Source organism: Thiohalorhabdus sp. (assembly GCF_046545655.1).
In the GTDB taxonomy this organism is placed as follows: domain Bacteria; phylum Pseudomonadota; class Gammaproteobacteria; order Thiohalorhabdales; family Thiohalorhabdaceae; genus Thiohalorhabdus.
Window position 1 is genome coordinate 1 of the sequence record NZ_JBKGZG010000009.1, and the last position, 15,506, is coordinate 15,506.

15 protein-coding genes are annotated in these 15,506 nt (G+C 69.0%); 14 read left to right on the forward strand and 1 reads right to left on the reverse strand.

Going from position 1 to position 15,506, the window contains the following annotated elements:
- The first annotated feature begins 292 nt into the window (after positions 1-292).
- The 11 genes from ACLFRB_RS03400 (at position 293) to hslO (ending at position 9,987) form a co-directional block, all read left to right on the forward strand.
- Positions 293-562 (forward strand): hypothetical protein, encoded by a 270-nt coding sequence (locus tag ACLFRB_RS03400; protein ID WP_411067596.1) that lies wholly within the window; start codon positions 293-295, stop codon positions 560-562.
- Between the two features lie 591 nt (positions 563-1,153).
- A complete protein-coding gene (rpe, locus tag ACLFRB_RS03405) occupies positions 1,154-1,825 on the forward strand; it encodes a ribulose-phosphate 3-epimerase (protein WP_054965073.1) in 672 nt (223 codons plus the stop codon).
- Positions 1,825-2,535, forward strand: a complete 711-nt coding sequence (locus tag ACLFRB_RS03410) for a phosphoglycolate phosphatase (RefSeq protein ID WP_411067597.1) — start codon at positions 1,825-1,827, stop codon at positions 2,533-2,535. The genes rpe and ACLFRB_RS03410 overlap by 1 nt, the downstream gene beginning before the upstream one ends.
- Positions 2,536-2,554: 19 nt before the next feature.
- Positions 2,555-4,054 (forward strand): anthranilate synthase component I, encoded by a 1,500-nt coding sequence (gene trpE, locus ACLFRB_RS03415; RefSeq protein ID WP_411067598.1) that lies wholly within the window; start codon positions 2,555-2,557, stop codon positions 4,052-4,054.
- Positions 4,055-4,205: 151 nt separating this feature from the next.
- Positions 4,206-4,802: an anthranilate synthase component II gene (locus ACLFRB_RS03420; RefSeq protein WP_411067599.1), complete on the forward strand. Its 597-nt coding sequence runs from the start codon at positions 4,206-4,208 to the stop codon at positions 4,800-4,802.
- A gap of 26 nt (positions 4,803-4,828) precedes the next feature.
- Positions 4,829-5,881, forward strand: coding sequence for an anthranilate phosphoribosyltransferase (trpD, locus tag ACLFRB_RS03425; RefSeq protein ID WP_411067600.1), 1,053 nt, complete (start codon positions 4,829-4,831; stop codon positions 5,879-5,881).
- Entirely contained in the window at positions 5,878-6,690 is an 813-nt protein-coding gene (gene trpC, locus ACLFRB_RS03430) for an indole-3-glycerol phosphate synthase TrpC (protein WP_411067601.1), read from the forward strand. The genes trpD and trpC overlap by 4 nt, the downstream gene beginning before the upstream one ends.
- A gap of 151 nt (positions 6,691-6,841) precedes the next feature.
- Positions 6,842-7,537 (forward strand): hypothetical protein, encoded by a 696-nt coding sequence (locus ACLFRB_RS03435; protein WP_411067602.1) that lies wholly within the window; start codon positions 6,842-6,844, stop codon positions 7,535-7,537.
- Between the two features lie 132 nt (positions 7,538-7,669).
- Positions 7,670-8,275: a beta-class carbonic anhydrase gene (locus tag ACLFRB_RS03440; protein WP_411067603.1), complete on the forward strand. Its 606-nt coding sequence runs from the start codon at positions 7,670-7,672 to the stop codon at positions 8,273-8,275.
- A 135-nt stretch (positions 8,276-8,410) separates the two neighbouring features.
- On the forward strand, positions 8,411-8,908 hold the full coding sequence (locus ACLFRB_RS03445; protein WP_411067604.1) for an Hsp20/alpha crystallin family protein: 498 nt from the start codon (positions 8,411-8,413) through the stop codon (positions 8,906-8,908).
- A gap of 203 nt (positions 8,909-9,111) precedes the next feature.
- The gene (gene hslO / locus ACLFRB_RS03450; RefSeq protein WP_411067605.1) at positions 9,112-9,987 is read left to right on the forward strand and encodes an Hsp33 family molecular chaperone HslO; all 876 of its coding nucleotides are present in this window, start codon (positions 9,112-9,114) and stop codon (positions 9,985-9,987) included.
- A 237-nt stretch (positions 9,988-10,224) separates the two neighbouring features.
- Here the strand turns inward: hslO and ACLFRB_RS03455 are convergent, their stop codons facing one another.
- Positions 10,225-11,409, reverse strand: a complete 1,185-nt coding sequence (locus ACLFRB_RS03455) for a pyridoxal-phosphate-dependent aminotransferase family protein (RefSeq protein ID WP_411067606.1) — start codon at positions 11,407-11,409, stop codon at positions 10,225-10,227.
- 209 nt (positions 11,410-11,618) lie between these two features.
- Here ACLFRB_RS03455 and ACLFRB_RS03460 point away from each other — a divergent pair, with 209 nt between their 5' ends.
- The 3 genes from ACLFRB_RS03460 to glcF are packed head-to-tail and all read left to right on the forward strand — an operon-like array spanning position 11,619 to position 15,406.
- Complete coding sequence (locus ACLFRB_RS03460) at positions 11,619-13,103, forward strand: FAD-linked oxidase C-terminal domain-containing protein (protein WP_411067607.1); 1,485 nt, start codon at positions 11,619-11,621, stop codon at positions 13,101-13,103.
- 3 nt (positions 13,104-13,106) lie between these two features.
- On the forward strand, positions 13,107-14,180 hold the full coding sequence (gene glcE, locus ACLFRB_RS03465; RefSeq protein WP_411067608.1) for a glycolate oxidase subunit GlcE: 1,074 nt from the start codon (positions 13,107-13,109) through the stop codon (positions 14,178-14,180).
- A gap of 2 nt (positions 14,181-14,182) precedes the next feature.
- Positions 14,183-15,406: a glycolate oxidase subunit GlcF gene (gene glcF / locus ACLFRB_RS03470; RefSeq protein WP_411067609.1), complete on the forward strand. Its 1,224-nt coding sequence runs from the start codon at positions 14,183-14,185 to the stop codon at positions 15,404-15,406.
- Positions 15,407-15,506 lie beyond the last annotated feature (100 nt).

Genomic DNA, 15,506 nt, shown 5'->3' on the forward strand with positions numbered 1-15,506 from the left:
ACCTGGGCGGCCTCGACCTTTATCCGGAGAAAGCCACGCTCACGAGCTAACCCACTCGATTTGGGGAAGCGCCCTATTATAAGAGATTAATGAGCAAAAGAATTCCTCAGTATTTAGAGGGAGGTAAATTTGGGCCAGACGCTGGGCATTACCAAGCAATTTTAGAAGCTCAAAAGGGACTGCGGAAGCGGGTTAAAAGGGTTCGACGGTATTGTAACCCCCTTCCGGCCGAATTGCCTCAATGGGAAGAAGTCGCCAATATGGTAGTTCCAAAACTCCACTAAGGTAGAAAATGGGAATTGATTTGCCAAAAGCGATAGAAAATTCGCAAGATTTTCTTGAACTTTCAGAGGAAGAGAAGAAAGCCTTTTTGTCAAGGCTGGAGTATATCAAGGAAATAACAGAAAGTTTGGATGGATTTTTTAAAAACACTCATAATGGCAAAGAATTAAAGGATTTCCTTGATGATTTAGAACTTGATGTTTGTATAAACCAAAAATTTAGCATCGAGGAAGGAGAAATTTCGGTTTGGCAAGTTCATTCCGCTTGGGGTGAAAGCTAGGAAGAAAGACCCAATATAAAAAATATACCGACTAGTTTGATAAGTATAGCTGACATGCGGGAGCCGAATTTTTCTTCGGGTAAAGAGGAAATTTGTATTTGTTTAACGGAGATAAACTCAGGGCTAAAAAGGTCCATTGAAGGATTTGAAGGGTCAAATTCCGTGTCCGAAGCCCTATCTTTTTTAATTTTAATTGATATTGTTTTATCTAAACTATTGATAGGTCTTTATAAGGCTAGGTTGTTAAATTTTGATTTAATTCGCTAGAAAAAATAAATCTTCCCGTTGCAGCCGGCAATCGCATAGCCTTTCTCAAGGTTCGCTGCTTTTGAAGGATACACGGCCTTACTGAGTTGAGGCGCGGAAAAAACATCTAAGTTCCACAACATAAGCCTGCCGCTTAATCGTTGAGGCACCACAATCCTCCCAGAGTCATCAACAAGGGTCCTGGCTGAAAGCCCTGAACGGGCCCGGCATTCGCATTCCGGCTTGCTTACGGGTAAAATTCCGGCTCCGCATGATGAACGCGACCACCCCGCCCCTCCGGGACGGCGGGGCTCTTATTGATTTACGGTATCTGAGGGGACGGAAATGGCGGATTTCAAGATTGCTCCGAGCATCCTGTCGGCGGACTTCGCCAATCTGGGCGCCGAGGTCCAGGCGGTGGAGAAGGCCGGGGCCGACTACTGCCACTTCGACGTGATGGACAACCACTACGTCCCCAACCTGACCATCGGCCCCATGGTCGCCGAGGCCCTGAACCCGGTGACCAACATGCCGCTGGACGTGCACCTGATGATCGAGCCGGTGGACGATATCGTTCCCGAGTTCGCCAAGGCCGGCGCCGACATCATCACCTTCCACCCGGAGGCCAGCCGGCATCCCCACCGCACCCTCCAGCTCATCAAGAGCCAGGGCTGCCGGGCGGGGATCTCCCTCAACCCGGGTACCCCGGTGGAGATGCTCGACTACCTCATGGACGAGGTGGACCTGATCCTGGTGATGTCGGTGAACCCGGGCTTCGGCGGCCAGGCCTTCATCGAGTCGGCCATGGACAAGATCCGCGCCATCCGCGAGCGCATCGATAACTCCGGCCGGGCCATCGAGCTGGAGGTGGACGGCGGCATCAAGGCCGACAACGTGGCCCGGGTGGCCGAGGCCGGCGCCGACGTCTTCGTCTCCGGCTCCGGCGTCTTCAAGGCCGACGACTACGCCGCCCGCATGAAGGAATTCCGCGAGGCGCTGGCGGGGGTGAAGCGGTAATGACGGACGCTGGGCAGGAGGGGCCGCTGGCGGCGCGGGCGGTCCTGTTCGATCTGGATGGCACCATCCTGGAAACCGCCGGGGATCTGGCTACTGCCACCAACCGGACCCTGGCCGACTTCCACCGCGAGGCCGTGGAGGAGGGCCAGGTTCGCGCCTGGATCGGCGACGGCGTGCGTGCCCTGGTGCGCTACGCCCTGGAGGCCACCGGCGGCTGCGATGAGGCCCTGCTGGACCAGGCCCACGAGCGGTTCATGGTCCACTACGGCGACTGCTTCGCCGACCGCAGCCATCCCTTTCCCGGGGTGGTGGAGACCATGGACCGGCTGCGCGAGGCCGGCCTGCCGCTGGCCGTGGTGACCAACAAGGCGGCGGCCTTCACCGAGCCCCTGCTGGAGGCCTCCGGACTGGCCCCCCGCCTGGACGTGGTTATCTCCGGCGACAGCGTGGACAAGAAGAAGCCCGATCCGGCCCCGGTCAACGCGGCCCTGGAGCGCCTGGGCGTCAGCGCCGGGGAGGCCGTGCTGGTGGGCGACTCCCGCAACGACGTGGAGTCGGCCCGGGCCGCCGGCTGCCGGGTGATCTGCGTCACCTACGGCTACAACCGCGGCGAGGACGTTACCACCCTGGGCGCCCAGCGCCTGGTGGACGACTTCGCGGCCGTCCTGGAGCTGATCCAACCGGGCGGCCGCACCGCCGAGACCGCTTAGGAGCCTCCGGACCCCCGCCATGTACCGTCCCTCCCGGGAACAGTTCCGCGCCTACGCCGAGCAGGGCTACGACCGCATCCCGGTGGTGCGCGAGGTCCTCTCGGACCTGGAGACCCCGGTGTCGGCCTTCCTCAAGCTCGCCGGCAAGCCGCGCTCCTTCCTGCTGGAGTCGGTGGAGGGCGGCGAGAAGTGGGGGCGGTACTCCATCCTCGGGCTGCCCGCGCGCGAATGGGTGACCCTGCGCGAGGGCACCTTCCGCCGCCACTTCGACGATCGGGTGGTGGAGGAGACCCACGGCGCCGGCATGGACCGGCTGCGGGCCTGGGTGAAGGAGGTGCGGGTGGCGCCCGTCGAAGGGCTGCCGCGCTTCGCCGGGGGTGCGGTGGGCTACTTCAGCTACGACACCGTGCGCCACTTCGAGGCCATCCCGGAGACCAACCCGGACCCGCTGGGGATGGCCGACGCCTTCCTGGTGCGCACCGAGCAGCTGCTGGTGTTCGACAACCTCAGCGGCACCCTCCAGCTGATCCAGCCGGCGGACCCCGGCGACGACCCGGAGGCCGCCTACGTGCGGGCCTGCGAGCAGATCGAGGCCAGCGTGGCCGCGCTGCGGCGCCCCCTGCCCGAGCGCTCCCTGCCGGCGCCGGTGGCCATCCGCGAGGAGGACTTCCACCACCACACCAGCCGCCCGGACTACGAGGCCGCCGTGGAGCGGGCCAAGGAGTACATCCGCGCGGGCGACATCATGCAGGTGGTGCTCTCCCAGCGCCTGTCGGTGCCCTTCCCCGCGCCGTCCTTCGACGTCTACCGCGCCCTGCGCACCCTCAACCCCAGCCCGTACATGTACTTCCTCGACACCGGCGAGGCGCAGGTGGTGGGCAGCTCCCCGGAGATCCTGGCGCGGCTGGAGGGCGGCCGGGTCACGGTCCGCCCCATCGCCGGGACGCGGCGCCGCGGCCGTTCCGAGGAGGAGGACCGCCACCTGGAGCAGGAGCTGCTCGCCGACCCCAAGGAGCGCGCCGAGCACCTCATGCTGCTGGACCTGGCCCGCAACGATGCCGGTCGGGTCTCGGTCACCGGCACCGTTGCGGTGGACAGCCCCTTCGCCATCGAGCGCTACTCCCACGTCATGCACATGGTCTCCAACGTCCACGGCCACATCCAGCCGGACAAGGACGCCTTCGATGCCCTGCGGGCCGCCCTGCCGGCGGGCACCCTCTCCGGGGCGCCCAAGGTGCGGGCCATGGAGATCATCGAGGAGCTCGAGCCCCTGCGCCGCGGGGTCTACGGCGGGGCCGTGGGCCACATCAGCCACGCCGCGGACCAGATGGACACGGCCATCGCCATCCGCACGGCGGTGATCAAGGACGGCTGGTTCCACGTGCAGAGCGGCGCCGGGATCGTCGCCGATTCCGACTCCGCCGCCGAGTACGAGGAGACCATGAGCAAGAGCCGGGCCCTGTTCCGCGCCGCCGCCATGGCCGCTCAGGGGCTGGAATCTCCCGGGGAGGGGGCTTAGCGGCCCGCCGGAAACCCCGTTCCGGCCCGGTCCCGGCCGGAACTTCCGGGCCTCCGGGCCATCCACCTCCGTGATACCATTTCCCCGGATCCCGCGCATCCAAGAGGGATCCGCCGGCCGTTCCGGCGCAACGCACGAGGGCGGTGCCGTCATGATCCTGATGATCGACAACTACGACTCCTTCACCTACAACCTCGTCCAGTACCTGGGCGAGCTCGGGGCGGAGGTGGTCGTCCGCCGCAACGACGCCATCGGGGTGGCCGACATCGGCGGCATGGCCCCGGACGGCATCGTCCTCTCCCCCGGCCCCTGCTCCCCCGACCAGGCGGGCATCTCCGTGGAGACGGTGAAGGCCTACGCCGGCCGCATTCCCATCCTCGGCGTCTGCCTCGGCCACCAGTCCATCGCGAGCGCCTACGGCGGGCGGATCGTGCGCGCCCCCGAGGTCATGCACGGCAAGACCTCGGAGATCCTGCACGACGGCACGGGCGTGTTCAGCGGCCTGCCCAACCCCTTCGAGGCCACCCGCTACCACAGCCTGATCGTGGAGCGGGCCAGCCTGCCGGCGGAGCTGATCGTGCACGCCTGGACCGAGGACGGCACCATCATGGGCCTGCACCACCGCGAGCTGGACCTGGAGGGGGTGCAGTTCCATCCCGAATCCATCCTCACCGGCTACGGCAAGGACCTGCTGGCCAACTTCCTGGCCCGCACCGGACACAGCGCGTCCCGGCCGGTGGAAGCCTGACGAAGCCCGCCGCGGAAAGGAGCCCCATGTCCGGCGAAATGGACCTCAACGTCCGCACCAAGAACGCCATCGCCCGCCTGGTGGAGCGCGAGGATCTGGCGCGCGCCGACATGGAGGAGGTCATGCGCGAGATCATGCGGGGCCAAGCGGCCCCGGAGGAGATCGCCGGCTTCCTCACCGCCCTGCGCATGAAGGGCGAGACGGTGGAGGAGATCACCGGCGCGGTGGCGGTGATGCGGGAGTTCGCCACCCGCATCGAGGTGCGCGCCTCCAACCTGGTGGATACCTGCGGCACCGGCGGCGACCTGCGCGGGACCTTCAACATCTCCACCGCCAGCGCCTTCGTCGCCGCCGGGGCCGGAGCCACCGTGGCCAAGCACGGCAATCGCAGCGTGTCCTCCAAGTCCGGCAGCGCCGACGTTCTCACCGCCCTCGGGGTGGACCTGGCCATCGAGGCCGACGAGGTGGGCCGGGCCATCGACGAGGTGGGCATCGGCTTCCTGTTCGCCCCCCGCCACCACGGCGCCATGAAGCACGCCGTGGGCCCGCGCCAGGCGCTGGGCGTCCGGACCCTGTTCAACCTGCTCGGCCCCCTGGCCAACCCGGCCCTGGCGCCCAACCAGGTGCTGGGCGTCTTCGACAGCCACTGGCTGGAGCCCCTGGCCCAGGTGCTGCGCGAGCTGGGCAGCCGCCACGTCCTGGTGGTGCACGCTGACGACGGCATGGACGAGCTCTCCACCCTCGGGCCCACCCGCATGGCGGAGCTGTTCGACGGCGACATCCTCCACCACGACATCGACCCCGAGCAGTTCGGCTTCGAACGGCCCGAGGCCGCCGCCCTGCAGGCCGGCGACGCCGACGACAACGCCGCCATCCTGCGGGCGGTCCTCGATGGCGAGGGGGGACCGAGGCGCGACATCGTGCTGCTCAACGCCGGCGCCGCCCTCTACGTGAGCGGCGTGGCCGACAGCCTGGAGGACGGCGTGGAGGCCGCCGCCCGCTCCATCGACAGCGGCGCCGCCAGCGGCAAGCTGGAGGAGCTGGCCGCCTTCACCCGCGAGGCCCGCAAGGCGCAATGACGGAACGTGGCCGCGCAACCGTCCTGGAGCGGATCCTGGAACGCAAGGCGGAGGAGCTGGCCGAGCGCCGCGCCGCCCTGCCGGAGGCGGAGCTGCGCGCGCGGCTGGACGAGGGGGATGCGTCCGCGGCGCGGGACTTCATCGGCGCCCTGCGGGCCAAGGAGCGCCAGGCCCTGCCGGCGGTGATCGCCGAGGTGAAGCGGGCCAGCCCCTCGGCGGGGGTGATCCGCAGCGATTTCGACCCCGCCGCCATCGCCACCGCCTACGCCCGGGGCGGGGCCGCCGCCCTGTCCGTGCTCACCGACCGCGACTTCTTCGGCGGCGACGATGACTACCTGCGCCAGGCCCGCGAGGCCAGCGGCCTGCCCGTGCTGCGCAAGGACTTCACCATCGACCCCTACCAGGTGAGCGAGGCCCGCCTGCTCGGTGCCGACTGCGTGCTGCTCATCGTCGCCGCCCTGGACGACGACACCCTGGCCGCCTGCCTGGACCGCGCCGCCGCCGAGGGCATCGCCGCCCTGGTGGAGGTCCACGACGCCGACGAGCTGGACCGCGCCCTGGCCCTGGACGCCGAGCTGGTGGGCATCAACAACCGCGACCTCCACACCTTCGAGACCCGCCTGGAGACCAGCCTGGGCCTGGCCGAGCGGGTCCCGGAGGGCGTCACCCTGGTGGCGGAGAGCGGCATCCACGGCCGCGCCGACATCGACACCCTCCGATCCGCCGGCATCCCCGCCTTCCTGGTGGGCGAATCCCTCATGCGCGCCGACGACCCCGGCGCCGCCCTCACGGAGCTCCTCACCGACTGAGAGCATTCCCGCCGCCTCTCCTGGCATCGCCGTGCCCGTAACGGGTTGCGCCCACCTACGCCGCCCTTCAGGGTCGTGGGGGCCGAGCGATCCGTGCCGGACCCGTAAGGGGGCGTTGCGGTCGCGGCAGTGAATGGGAGGCGAGACAGGTATGGCAGGCATGGATGGCGCCTTTACCCGTTTCAAGGCGCGCTGGGCCGGCTGGACCCGGCCCGAGCGGGTACAATTCTTGATAGCCGTGCTGCTGCAGCTGGCCCTGCTCGGCGCCCTCGTGGGTGCCCTCGCCGAGCAGCGCTGGCTGGTGGCCTTCACCGCCCTGGTGGTCCTGATTCTGACCTTCCTGCCCGCCGCCCTGGAGCGGGAGCTGGGGGTGCAGCTGCCCGTGGAGCTCACCCTGATCACCTCCCTGTTCCTGTACGCCTCCTTCGGCCTGGGGGAGCTGCAAGACTTCTACGTCCGCTTCTGGTGGTGGGACATCCTGCTGCACGGGCTGTCCGCCGTGGTGCTGGGGCTCACCGGCTTCCTGCTGGTCTACACCTTCCACTTCACCCGGCGGGTGGTCCTGCCGCCGGTCTACTTCGGCCTCACCGCCTTCGGCTTCGCCGTGACCCTGGGCACCCTGTGGGAGATCTTCGAGTTCCTCATGGACTGGGGCTTCGGCTTCAACATGCAGAAGTCCGGGCTGCGGGACACCATGACCGACCTCATGGTGAATGCCACCGGGGCCGCCCTGGCCGGCTGGAGCGGCCACCGCTACGTCCGCGACGGCGACTCCCTGCTGGCGGATCGCCTGCTGCGCCGCCTCGCCGCCAAGAACCCCCGCCTCTTCGGGGACAACCCCGACTGACCCGATACCAACCCTTTCTTTCCTAAGGGATTTCCCTGATAGGGAAAGCACGAATCTTCCTCCACTATGGTCCCAACAGGACAGCGGGACAGTTTTGTCCGCTGCGTGTCAGGCCAACCAGGAGGATGTCCCATGACCCTCAAGCACCAGCTCGAGAGCGATTTCCAGCAGCAGAGCAACTGGTCCCTGCGCCGCCAGATGGGGATTCCCAACAACCGCCGCCTGTGGGTGTGCGCCTGCATGGACGAGCGGCTCCCCGTGGACGAGGCCCTGGGGATCCGGGGGGATAATGGCGACGCCCACGTCTTCCGCAACGCCGGCGGGGTCATCACCGACGACGCCATCCGCTCGGCCATGCTCACCTGCAACTTCTTCGGCACCGAAGAGATCGTCATCATCAACCACACCGAGTGCGGCATGATGTCGGCCCACACGGACACCCTCCTGAAGGCCTTCAAGGACAAGGGCGTGGACACGGACAATGTCCAGATCGACCCCGCCACGCCGGAGCTGAAGCTGGAGCAGGGCTCCTTTGGCAAGTGGATCCGCATGTTCGACAACAAGTCCGTGGACGACATCTGCGCCGAGCAGGTGGAGTACGTGCGCAACCACCCCCTGATCCCCGACCACGTCACGGTGAGCGGCTGGATCTGGGAGGTGGAGACCGGCCACCTCCGCCCGCCCCACCAGCGCCTCTCCGAAAAGGTAAACAGCGCCAAGGAGATGGGCGCGAAATAGGGCGCACCTCCGCTTCTCCCCTCGCCCCCGGTTGCGGCCCCGGTAGGGCCCTTCCGGGGGTTGTTTCGTCGGCCCGGCGTCCCTAGATGGGTAAAAGAAAGCTTTGCAAGCAGCCAACCGAGAGGAGGGTTTGCCATGGCGGAAGAGCAGAAACAGGGTCAGGAAGTGCAGCGGTCCCCGTCCCGGGGAATGACCCCCTTCGACGAGATGGAGCGGATGTTCGAGGAGCTCATGCCGCGGGGCTGGATGCGGCCCTTCGCCGGCGGTTTCCCCGGTCGCATGGGCGAGCTGGCGCCCTTCGAGGGCCGTACGCCGCGGGTGGACGTTCAGGACCGGGAAAGCGACATCCTGGTCCGGGCCGAGCTGCCGGGAGTGAAGAAGGACGACCTGGACGTCTCCCTCTCCGAGAACACGGTGACCATCAAGGCCACCACCCGCCAGGAGAAGGAAGAGGGCGAGAAGGAAGGCGACTACTATCGCCGCGAGATCGCCAGCGGCTCCTTCGCCCGTACCGTGGCCCTGCCGGGGGAGGTGGACGGCGACAACGCCAAGGCCCAATTCGAGGACGGCATCCTGGAGCTGACCCTGCCCAAGCGCGAGCAGGCCAAGCGCCGCCGCATCAAGGTAGAATAGCCCGTTCCCCCAATCCGGTGAGGATCCGGCGCCCGGCGGCTTCCCCTCGTCGGGCGTTTCTCTATGAAGGGAGGGCGCCGGTTGCGGTCCGGGTGGGAATCGGGGAGCGCCGCTCCTGGGCAGGCGCGTCGGTGCATTGGCCGGACGGACCGCGTGCGCGAAAATGGGAACTTCCCGTTCATCCGCCCATCCCAGAAGGCACCATGCACGATACCCTGAACCGTTTCCTGTTCGACAACACCAACGTTCGCGGGCGCCACGTGGACCTCGGCGCCACCTGGAAGGCCGCTCTGGAGAACACCGACTACCCCGCCCCCGTGCGGGATGTGCTCGGCGAGCTCATGGCGGCCTCCGTGCTGCTCATTGGCACCCTGAAGTTCCGGGGCACGCTGAAGGTGGAGGCCCGCGGCGACGGCCCCCTGTCCCTGGTGGTGGTGCAGGCCTCCAGCGAGCGGACCGTGCGCGGCCTGGCCCGCTGGCACGGGCCGGTACCCGCCGACGGCGACCTCCAGGAGCGCATGGGGGAGAACGGCTATCTGGTGCTGACCCTGGAGCCGGCCGACGAGGGGCAGATGTACCAGGGCATCGTCGGCCTGGAGGGCGGCAGCGTGGCCGCCGCCCTGGAGGAGTATTTCCGCCGCTCCGAGCAGCTGCCCACCCGCATCTGGCTGGCCGCCGACGGCAGCCACGCCGGGGGGCTGCTCCTCCAGCGCATGCCGGACCAGGAGGACCAGGATCCCGATGCTTGGGACCGCACCGTCCACCTCGCCAGCACCCTGACCAGCCGCGAGCTCCTGGGCCTGCCCGCCAACGACCTCCTCTACCGCCTGTTCCACGAGGAGGAGGTCCGGGTTTTCGACCCCGAGTACGTGAACTTCCGCTGCGGTTGCTCGCGGGAGAAGGTGGCCGGGATGCTGCGCGGCCTGGGCCAACAGGAGGTCCAGGAGACCCTGGATCAGGAGGGCGAGGTGCGGGTGAGCTGCGACTTCTGCGGGAAGGCCTACGTCTTCGACGCCGTGGACGCCGAGCAGCTGTTCGCCAGGATGTCGCCCGCCGACGGCTCCGACACCACCCATTAGGTCTTTCGGCAGCCTCCCCCAAGACGCCGGCGCAGGAGCCCGCTGTAGCGGGCGATGGCGTTAAACGGCCCCGAGCCCCATCGCGGACCGCCCGCTAAAGCGGGCTCCTACCGGGCCATGGCCCCTCCCGAGCGGCCCCGAGGCTGTTCGCCGAGGTCCCGGAAAAAGGAAGGGGGCAGAAAAAAAGGGCGGCTCCGCGGGGCCGCCCTTTTGCGTACACCGGGAGGGGCGCGGCGTTCAGCCGAGCTTGGCCATGGCCGCGGATACCGCCTTGCCGGTGGTGATGTCGGCGCCCATGTCGGAGAGCACGCCCTCCAGCGCCCCCAGGCAGTTCAGGATGTTGGTGGGGTTGGCGGAGTGGCCCATGAGGCCGATGCGCCAGATCTTGCCGGCCATGGAGCCGAGCCCGGCGCCGATCTCCAGGTTGTACTGCTCCAGCAGGCGGGAGCGCACCGCCGCCTCGTCGTCGATTCCGGCGGGGATGGTCACCGAGTTGAGCTGCGGCAGGCGGTGGGGCTCGGCCACGAAGAAGGACAGGCCCATGGCCTCGATGCCCGCCTTCAGGGCCTCGTGCATGCGCTGGTGGCGGTCCCAGGCGTTCTCCAGCCCCTCCTCCCGGAGGATGGTCAGCGCCTCGTGGAGGCCGTAGAGCGGATTGATGGGCGCGGTGTGGTGGTAGGCGCGCTTGCCGCCGCCGCTGCCCCAGTAGCCCATCACCAGGTTCAGGTCGAGGAACCAGCTCTGCACCTTGGTGGTGCGGGCCTGGATGGCGTCCACGGCGCGCTGGCTGAAGGTGACCGGGGACAGGCCGGGGACGCAGGAAAGGCACTTCTGGGTGCCGCTGTAGACCGCGTCCAAGCCCCACTCGTCCACCTTCAGCGGGCTGCCGCCCAGGGAGGTCACCGTATCCACGATGGTCAGGCAGTCGTGGTCGCGGGCCAGCTTGGCCAGGGTGGCGGCGTCGGACTGGGCGCCGGTGGAGGTCTCGGCGTGGACGAAGGCCAGGATCTTGGCCTCCGGGTGCTCCTTCAGGGCGGCCTCGGCGCGGGCGGGGTCCACGGGGGCTCCCCACTCCTCCTCCACCATCACCGGAGTGCCGCCGCAGCGCTCCACGTTCTCCTTCATGCGCTCGCCGAAGACGCCGTTCTTGCACACCACCACGGTGTCGCCGGGCTCCACCAGGTTGGCGAAGCACATCTCCATGCCGGCGGAGCCCGGCGCGGAGACCGGCAGGGTGAGGGCGTTGTCGGTCTGGAAGGCGTACTGCAGCAGGCCCTTCACCTCCTCCATCATGCCCACGAACACGGGGTCCAGGTGGCCGATGGTGGGGCGCGACAGGGCCTCGAGGATGCGCGGGTGGACATCCGAAGGCCCGGGGCCCATGAGGGTGCGCTCCGGCGGGTGGAAGGAATTGGCGGTCATTGGGGAAGCCCTTGTGTCGTCGTATTCCATGGTCGGAAAATGGGAATGATTTTAAATTGCCCCGTTCTGAAGGGGCAAGCGAGGGGGCCGCGAGGAATCGCGCGCAGGCGCCCCGGGTATCGGGGACGATCTCGTCCCCGCGCCGACTGTTCAGGCTGGGAAGGGCGGATTATACTCGACCGCCCCGCTAAGGAATACAGGCGTTCTGGATGAACCGAACCGCAGCCACCACCGATCCCGCCGAGGCCGACCTCCTCGCCCGGCGCTTCCGGCGCTTCCTGCCGGAGGAAGCGGTGATCACCGCCGAGGAGGAGCTCCGCCCCTACGAGTGCGACGGCCTCTCCGCCTACCGCCAGCTGCCCATGGTGGTGGTGATCCCGGAGACCCACGAGCAGGTCCGCCAGGTCCTGGCGGTGTGCAACGAATACCGGGTGCCCGTGGTGGCGCGCGGCGCCGGCACCAGCCTGTCCGGCGGCGCCATGCCCCTGGAGCACGGCGTCCTGCTGTCCATGGCCCGGTTCAACCGCATTCTGGAGGTGGACCCCGACAACCGCTGCGCCCGGGTGGAGCCGGGGGTGCGCAACCTGGCGGTGTCCCAGGCCGCCGAGCCCTTTGGGCTGTTCTACGCCCCCGATCCCTCCTCGCAGATCGCCTGCACCATCGGCGGCAACGTGGCGGAGAACTCCGGCGGCGTGCACTGCCTGAAATACGGCCTGACGGTTCATAACGTCCTCGGCCTCAAGGTGCTGACCATGGCCGGCGAGTGGCTGGAGCTGGGCGGCAAGGGCCTCGACGGCCCGGGCTACGACCTGCTGGCCCTGATGAACGGTTCCGAGGGCATGCTGGGGCTGGTGATGGAGGCCACCGTGCGCCTGACCCCGCTCCCGGAGCGGGAGCAGGTGCTGCTGGCCGCCTTCGACGATCTGGGCCCCGCGGGGCAGGCGGTGGCGGACGTGATCGCCGAGGGGGTGGTCCCGGCCGGCCTGGAGATGATGGACAACCCGGCCATCCGCGCCGCCGAGGACTACGTCCACGCCGGCTACCCCACGGACGCCGCCGCCATCCTACTGTGCGAGCTGGACGGGACCAACCGCGAGGTCTCCGAGGGGGTGGCCCGGGTGCGCGACCTGCTGCTCCGCGCCGGTGCCAGGGAGGTGCGCACCGCCGAGACGGCGGAGGAGGCGGCCACCTTCTGGTCGGGCCGCAAGGCGGCCTTCCCCGCCACCGGCCGCCTCGCTCCCGATTACTACTGCATCGACGGCACCATCCCGCGCAAGCACCTGGGCGAGGTGCTCGCCCGCATCGGCGAGATCTGCGCCGAGCACGGCCTGCAGTCGGCCAACGTCTTCCACGCCGGCGACGGCAACCTCCATCCCCTGGTGCTCTACGACGCCAACAAGGAGGGCGACCTGGAGCGGGCCGAGGCGGCGGGCCTGCGCATCCTGGAGCTGTGCGTGGAGAAGGGGGGCACCATCACCGGCGAGCACGGCGTGGGCGTGGAGAAGCTCGACGCCATGTGCAGCCAGTTCGCCGGGCCGGAGCTGGCCCAGTTCCACGCCGTGAAGGCCGCCTTCGACCCCGAAGGCCTGCTCAATCCCGGCAAGGCGGTGCCCACACTCAAGCGCTGCGCCGAGTACGGCGGCATGCACGTCCACCACGGCGAGCTGCCCTTCCCCGACCTGCCCCGGTTCTGAGCAATGCCCGAGATCCCCGACAGCGACCGCACCGAAGCGCTCCAGGCGGAGGTGCGCGCCGCCCTCGCCGACCGCGAGCCGCTGGCCGTCCGCGGCGGCGGCACCAAGCACTTCTACGGCCGGGAGGGGGGCGGGCGGCCCCTGGATGTGGGCGGTCACTCCGGCGTGGTGAGCTACGAGCCCACGGAGCTGGTGGTGACGGTGCGGGCGGGGACGCGCCTCGCCGAGCTGGAGGCCCTCCTGGCCGCGCACGGGCAGCAGCTGGCCTGTGAGCCGCCCCACTTCGGAGCCGCGGCCACGGTGGGCGGCATGGTGGCGGCGGGCCTGGCGGGGCCGCGGCGGCCCTGGGGCGGGGCCGTGCGGGACGCCGTGCTCGGCGCCAGGGTGCTGAACGGCGCCGGCGAGGTGCTGTCTTTCGGGGGCGAGGTGATGAAGAACGTGGCCGGCTACGACCTCTCCCGCCTCATGGCCGGCTCCCTGGGCACCCTGGGCGTGCTCCTGGAGGTGTCCCTCAAGGTCCTGCCGCGGCCGGCCGCGGAGCGCACCCGGGTGCTGGAGGTGGACGCCTCCACGGCTCTGGCGCGACTGGCCCGGTGGGGGCGGCAGCCCCTGCCCATCACCGGCGCCGCCCACCTGGAGGGCCGCCTCCACCTCCGCCTGGCGGGCAACGAGGCGGCGGTGGCGGAGGCCGCGGAGCGACTCGGTGGCGAGGAGCCGGCGGGCGGCCCGGAATTCTGGGCGGACCTGCGCGAGCAGCGCCTGGACTTCTTCGTCGGCGAGGCGCCCCTGTGGCGGGTGAGCGTGCCCCCCGCCACCCCACCCCTGGATCTCGATGCCCCACAGCTCATCGACTGGGGGGGTGCCCAGCGCTGGGTACGCGGCGACGTCCCGGACGAGGTGGTGCGGGTCGCCGCGGCGGAGGCGGGCGGCCACGCCGCCCGGTTCCGCGGCGGGGACCGCTCGGGGGAGGTGTTCGCCCCGCTGTCGGGGCCGCTGCTGACCGTCCACAAAACCCTCAAGCGGGCCCTGGATCCCCACGGGCTGTTGAATCCCGGCCGGATGTACGGGGCACTCTAGCCATGCAGACCAATATCCTCGACGAGCTGCAGGCCACCGTGGAAGGCGCGGAGGCGGAGCGCATCCTGCGCAACTGCGTGCACTGCGGCTTTTGCAACGCCACCTGCCCCACCTATCAGCTCCTCGGCGACGAGCTGGACGGCCCGCGCGGGCGCATCTACCTCATGAAGGACATGCTCGAGGGCGGCGAGGTCACGCGTCACACCCAGCGCCACCTCGACCGCTGCCTCACCTGCCGCAACTGCGAGACCACCTGCCCCTCCGGGGTGGAGTACGGCAAGCTGGTGGACATCGGCCGCGAGCTGGTGGAGGAGCGGGTGCGGCGCCCCTGGGGCGAGCGCCTGTTCCGCGGCCTGCTGCGCCGCGTGCTGCCCGAGCCGGGGCGCTTCGCCCCCCTGCTGCGCGCCGGCCGGGCCGCCCGGCCGCTGCTGCCCGCCGGTCTGCAGGCCAAGGTCCCCGAGAAGCCCGAGGTCCCCGCTTGGCCCGAGCCGCGCCATCCACGCCGCATGGTGGTTCTGGAAGGCTGCGTGCAGCCCGCCCTGTCGCCGCAGATCAACGCCCACGCCGCCCGGATCCTGGACCGCCTGGGCATCTCCCTGGTGACGGCGCCGGGGGCGGCCTGCTGCGGCGCCGTGGACCAGCACCTGGGCGCCCCGGAAGCGGCGGCCGAGCGCATGCGCGCCAACATCGACGCCTGGTGGCCCCACATCGAGGCCGGGGCCGAGGCCGTGGTCATGACCGCCAGCGGCTGCGGGGCCCTGGTGCGCGAGTACGCCCACCACCTCCGCGACGACCCGGACTACGCCGAGCGCGCCGCCCGCATCAGCGCCCTCACCCGCGATCTCGGCGAGGTCGTGGCCGCCGAGGACCTCGCCCCCCTCCGGCCGGAGGGGCCGCCCCGCGTCGCCTTCCAGTCCCCCTGCACCCTCCAGCACGCCCAGGGCCTGAACGGTGTGGTGGAGGACCTCCTGCGCCGGCTCGGGCTGGAGCTGACGCCGGTGGCGGAGCCTCACCTCTGCTGCGGCTCGGCGGGCACCTACTCCCTTCTCCAGCCGGAGCTGGCCACCTCCCTGCGCGATCGCAAGCTGACCAACCTGCGCGCCGGGGAGCCGGAGGCCATCGCCACCGCCAACATCGGCTGCCTGCACCATCTGGCCGCGGCCAGCCCGGTCCCCGTCCGGCACTGGGTCGAGCTGCTGGACGCCTCCCTGCCCCCCACCGCCTGAAGCCTCCTCCAAATAGCGGGAAAGCGGGATCTTTGCCAGGATAAGGACTGTCCGGTCCATTCCGGACACGGTCCCGAAGGGGCTCGGACACCCGCATCAA